Origin of the sequence: Solibacillus silvestris (assembly GCF_051967575.1) — a bacterium.
Taxonomy (GTDB): Bacteria; Bacillota; Bacilli; order Bacillales_A; family Planococcaceae; genus Solibacillus; species Solibacillus silvestris_B.
On the sequence record NZ_JBQCJW010000064.1, the window covers coordinates 1 to 5,100 of the forward strand.

5 protein-coding genes and 1 pseudogene are annotated in these 5,100 nt (G+C 36.9%); 4 read left to right on the forward strand and 2 right to left on the reverse strand.

What is annotated here, in order from left to right; all coding sequences use genetic code 11:
• Positions 1–79 precede the first annotated feature (79 nt).
• The 3 genes and pseudogenes from ACTHOQ_RS18585 to ACTHOQ_RS18595 all read left to right on the forward strand — a co-directional run.
• A pseudogene (locus ACTHOQ_RS18585) lies at positions 80–445 on the forward strand (helix-turn-helix transcriptional regulator); the annotation flags it as partial.
• Between the two features lie 277 nt (positions 446–722).
• The gene (locus tag ACTHOQ_RS18590; protein ID WP_440497670.1) at positions 723–977 is read left to right on the forward strand and encodes a hypothetical protein; all 255 of its coding nucleotides are present in this window, start codon (positions 723–725) and stop codon (positions 975–977) included.
• Positions 978–1,004: 27 nt separating this feature from the next.
• Positions 1,005–1,886: a M15 family metallopeptidase gene (locus ACTHOQ_RS18595; protein ID WP_440497671.1), complete on the forward strand. Its 882-nt coding sequence runs from the start codon at positions 1,005–1,007 to the stop codon at positions 1,884–1,886.
• Between the two features lie 141 nt (positions 1,887–2,027).
• Here ACTHOQ_RS18595 and cls read toward each other — a convergent pair whose 3' ends face one another.
• Both cls and ACTHOQ_RS18605 read right to left on the reverse strand, forming a co-directional pair.
• Positions 2,028–3,494, reverse strand: a complete 1,467-nt coding sequence (gene cls / locus ACTHOQ_RS18600) for a cardiolipin synthase (protein ID WP_440497673.1) — start codon at positions 3,492–3,494, stop codon at positions 2,028–2,030.
• A 94-nt stretch (positions 3,495–3,588) separates the two neighbouring features.
• Positions 3,589–4,389, reverse strand: coding sequence for a YwqG family protein (locus ACTHOQ_RS18605; RefSeq protein WP_440497674.1), 801 nt, complete (start codon positions 4,387–4,389; stop codon positions 3,589–3,591).
• Positions 4,390–4,876: 487 nt separating this feature from the next.
• On the opposite strand from ACTHOQ_RS18605, the gene ACTHOQ_RS18610 reads away from it, so the two are divergent.
• Positions 4,877–5,014: an Lmo0850 family protein gene (locus tag ACTHOQ_RS18610; RefSeq protein WP_008405794.1), complete on the forward strand. Its 138-nt coding sequence runs from the start codon at positions 4,877–4,879 to the stop codon at positions 5,012–5,014.
• The last annotated feature ends 86 nt before the right edge of the window (positions 5,015–5,100 follow it).

Sequence of the window (5,100 nt, forward strand, 5' to 3'; positions counted from 1 at the left end):
CATTCGTCTCGACCTCCGTGTATTTTACTTAATCATATCACGTTAGCTCGGTACGACATCTATCCTAACAGAGGGGGGTCACCAAACGGTAAACAAAGTAATTATGTACATAAATGATGAACTTGAGAATGATTTGACAGTTGAAAGCATTGCAGCAAACTTCCATATTAGTACGAGTCATTTATCGCGTATTTTCCGTGAACATGTAGGCATTACATTAGTTGAATATTTAAACGTTCGCCGTGTAGAGGAATCTCAATACTATTTGCGCCATACGAATAAGAGCATTACATCGATTTCCGACCAATTCCATTTTTGCAATCAAAGCTACTTCACAAGAATTTTCAAAAAATATACAGGTGTCACACCGAAGCATTTCCGTGACGAGTTGCATCATGAATTTTTCCGTTTTGAAATTGCGGAAGTGGAATATGAAAATGTATAGCCTTTTATATTTGAATTTTTAAAATACACTGGTCAATGCTTGCAAATTCTGCTATTCGTCTAGCATGAAGCATTGCAATAAAAGAATAATATATGAAAACTCTGCATCGTTTATAGTGTGACATGTAGAGTTTTTATTTTGGAGAAACAAAACTAGCATTATAAGGTTTTTCAAAAATTGCATTATCATTCAATCTAGTTTTATACTAGTCTAAGGTTAAAAATTGGATTGCCTTAAATCAAATAAAAAATTGCAATCATCATTCAAGGAGAGAAAGATGAAAAAGTATGAAAAAGCATTATCGCTTGTGCTAGTTGCAGGAGCAAGTTTATCCGCATTATTTTTTGTCGTAAAGCAAAATACGGAAGCGGCCATTTTATCGATGACGATTATGTTTACATTTACGAACTTTTTCCGTTCGCGCACGTTTAAAGAAAAAGGACATGAAAAGGAAGCAAAATGGATGCAGAAAATGTCGATCATTTTTGCGGTTCTATCGATTGTCGTTTTGTTTGTAATTGTCGCAGGATAAAAAAAGAAAAAAAGAAGGCGAACTGTAATGAACCAAAAATCGAAAAGAAAAAGCCCGATTGCATTGATTATTTCCATATCAATCGTTATATTAATAGCGATTTTAGGCTCAATTTATTATAAAATGAACATCGCACAGCCTACTCCACTCATCCCGACAGAGCAGGGAAATGAAGAAGTGACAGACAAAACGATTGACACAGAACAACCTGAACAGCCCCAAGACGTAGGGAAGGTGGATATAACGGATAAAAATGGCGAACAAACAAATTCAAAGCCAATAGACCAAAAAAATGAGCAGCCCTCTTTAGAGAAACCGAGTACAACGCCACCTTCAGAAGATGAACAGTTGGAAAATGGCTATCTTATTGGGCAAAAGCCTCCGACAGAACCTACTTATGTAAAAGGGGTTTTAATTGCGAACAAAAAGAACCCGCTCCCAGCATCTTATAATAAAGGCGAAGATCCTAAGGCGCGAGCTGCTTTCGAGAAAATGGCAGCCGCAGCGAAAGAAGAAGGTATTGAGCTTGTGGCATTCAGTGGTTTTCGTTCTTATGAATATCAAAAGACATTATACGATCGTTATGTGAATCGGGACGGAAAAGATGCGGCTGACCGCTATAGTGCAAGACCAGGGTATTCAGAGCATCAGACAGGTTTAGCCTTTGACATCGGAGAAAAGGGCCGCGAAGATTTATGGCTGACAAGTGCTTTCGGCGAATCAAAAGCCGGACAATGGTTGGCCCAGCATTGCTATGAATTCGGCTTTATCCTACGCTACCCAAAAGGGAAAGAGGATATAACAGGCTTCATGCATGAATCATGGCATTTCCGCTATTTGGAAGGTGACATGGCAACGAAAGTTTATGAAGCAGGAGTCACATTGGAAGAATATTTGGGGATACAGTAAAATGGATTTCAATTATTGAGGGATAACCCCCCCAACCGATCATTAAGTTTCATCAATCAGGCTTTTACGGATGATTTGATGCCCGTTAATGCATAATAAAAGGGATGTGCTGAAGTGTTACGCTAGCACATCCCTTTTTCATTATAAAATCGGAGACAATAATCGCGATATTGATTCTTTGAATTTAATATAGGTCGGACGGTTTTTATAAAGCTCCAATGTAAGCTCAGAGCAGTCCAAAATGTCGCCTTCAAATATTTCCGCGAGACGATGTGCCAATAAATGGTCATAAATCAGGGCATTTACTTCAAAGTTTAAACTAAAGCTCCGTACATCAATGTTCGCTGTACCGACAGAGGCAATCTCATCATCGACGACTATCATTTTCGCGTGGATAAAGCCCTTTTCATAATGGTAAACCTTCGCGCCGGCTTCGACGAGCGGCCCCACATACGAATAAGTGGCCCAATACACAAACATATGGTCAGGCTTATTCGGTATCATAATCCGCACATCGATACCAGCAAGAGCCGCAATGCGAATAGCATCAAAAAATGATTCATCCGGAATGAAATACGGGGACTGTATGTACACGTATTTTTTGGCATTCGCTATTAAATGCAAATAATTGTTTTTTATAACTTCCCATTCCGTATCAGGTCCGCTTGAAATGATTTGCAAAGCGGCTGTCCCTTTTTGCGGGATAATCGGGAAGTAGCGTTCTGCATAGCAAATATCATTTTTCGCGCTCGCTTGATTCCAATCTAAAATAAAGCGGGTCTGCAACGGATGAACAGCACTTCCTTCAATGCGTAAATGGGTATCGCGCCAATAGCCGAATCGATCGGATAAGCCCAAATATTCGTCCCCGACATTAAATCCGCCGATATAGCCGATGCGACCATCTATGACAGCGATTTTACGATGGTTCCGGAAGTTTAATCGCGGATTGATTAAAGGCAGTATAGATGGGAAAAACACTTCCACTTCGCCGCCAGCTTCCAACAACTCTTTAAAATGCCGTTTTCGCACACTGCGGGAACCCATCTCATCATATAAAATCCTTACTTTCACACCTTGTTTCGCCTTTTTTACTAAGGCATTTATAATCCGCTGCCCTAAATTATCCAATTTAAAAATATAATATTGAATATGAATATGATTTTTTGCGTGGAGTATGTCGTTTATAAGAGCTTCGAACTTGTCGCCCCCATCATCGAAAATTTTCACATCATTATCTTGCGTCAAAACGGCATTATTTGTTTTTAAATTCATATAAATAAGATGGTTATAATTTTTTATATGCTCGTTCCGCAGCTCCAGCTCGTCATTTTGAATTGCTTCAATCTGGTAACTGATGAGTTGTTCAATCCCGATATCTTTTCTTCCGTCCCAACGGAATAAATGTTTCTTTCTAAGCTGTCTCCCTAATAATAAATAGAGGAAAAATCCAACAAACGGCAAGAAAAAAAGAACGAGCAGCCATGCCCAAGTCGATGAAGGTTTTTTACGCTCTAAAAAAATTACGGTTAAAGCGAAAAGAATATTCAAAAACATAATAAAAGGTACTAAAAAGTAAGTTTGGATAATAGCGCTCAAAAAGTTCACCTACTTTCCTTATTTTCCTCCATTATATCGTATGAACGCAAAACAAAAAAAGAAACACTCGACAATTGTATAAGCAAGTGCTTCATATTGTGCATCAATATTCTTCAATATGGAAGTAAATATCCGAAAAATCGCATTGCGCCAATTTTGTGGAGTTAATAAAAAAGCTAATAATTCCGCTATCCCCCCACATAATATTTTGCTCGTCATTCGAAACAATTTGCAAAAGCAATGTATCGTAACGCTGCAAATACGCAGAGTTTTTTCTGAAATCCTGATGAATAAAATATGGATAGCCCCCGATTTTATGTTCGGCCGCCAAATAGCTTTCCAAATAAACATCCTGGAATGAACGATCATCCAGCGTAATCGCCACATTCATAATTTCGGGATTGAAATAATTATTCAAGCGATAGTCCATTGCCGATACAGGTTCGAATCGGGTTGTGGAGATAAGCTTCATTTCCTGCTGAATCGGAAAATTGCTTAAATTTATATCTTCTAAGTAGGTGAAGTCGTGAATAAAATGATTATAGTGCCCAGAATAAGGTATATATTGTACTTTAAAATGACAATACTCCGAATGGAGCTTTACTTTTTCATAACATTGCTGCGGGATATAAAATTGTAAAATGCCGTCTTCCGGAAATGGCTTTGCCAGCTGTATTTCCGAAAAGTTGAGCTGCGCCAAAAATATCATATAGCGATTTTGATTGTCTTTAGGGTGTTCCATTTTATGTGTCAAAAATGGGAGTCCTGCAAATTTGCTTTCATGCAAAAATGCGGGCTGCTTCACGGGTTTCAAAATTGCTGCCTGTTCAGCAGAATGACTTAAACTGCTATGATAATTTACTAATTCCTTCGGGATGAAAATATTTTTCTCTATATGTGCCAACTGAAGTTCCTCCTATTGAAGTCACATCTATGTGAAATTATTAATTAAAGGATATTCGGGACAATAAATTGTTCCTATCTAATCGCTATAACTTCAAAAAATGTTCGTGATATTTTACAATATTTCCACTTGTAATTTTTGCTAAACATGCCTAAAATTTAAATGCGAATCGTTTTTACTATGCACGTAGTGTTAATTTGATAAATATAAACGTCATCAATATGGATAAATAAGTTAATTCATATGTAATTATAAAAATTGCTGCGAAAAAAATATTTATTTTAATCGAAAAAGCTAAAAAAGGTTTATTAGTTTTATGAATTGGTTAAATTTAACTATCCTTTACTTTTGTCACAAAACTGAAAAATATAAATAAACATTTCCATGATAACATAGAGAAGTAGAAGGTCTGACCTTGAAAAGTTGAAACTTTTAGAAATTATTTTCGTTATATATACTAATAAAGGAAAGTTTGAGGTGTAATCGAATGGCGAAAGAGATTGATTTAAAGCGTATTGTTACAAACTTATCAAAATTAGGTGTTACGGCGACAGTTACGAAATCTCGTCTTGAGCTTTTAAAAGTTTTAACACCACCAACCCAAACTCCACAAGCGCAAAATTAAAGAAAAAATAGAGGCTGGGACATAAATAGTTCTGGTCCACACAAAAAAACGAAATGACGTCATGTCATTTCGTTTTTTTGTGTATG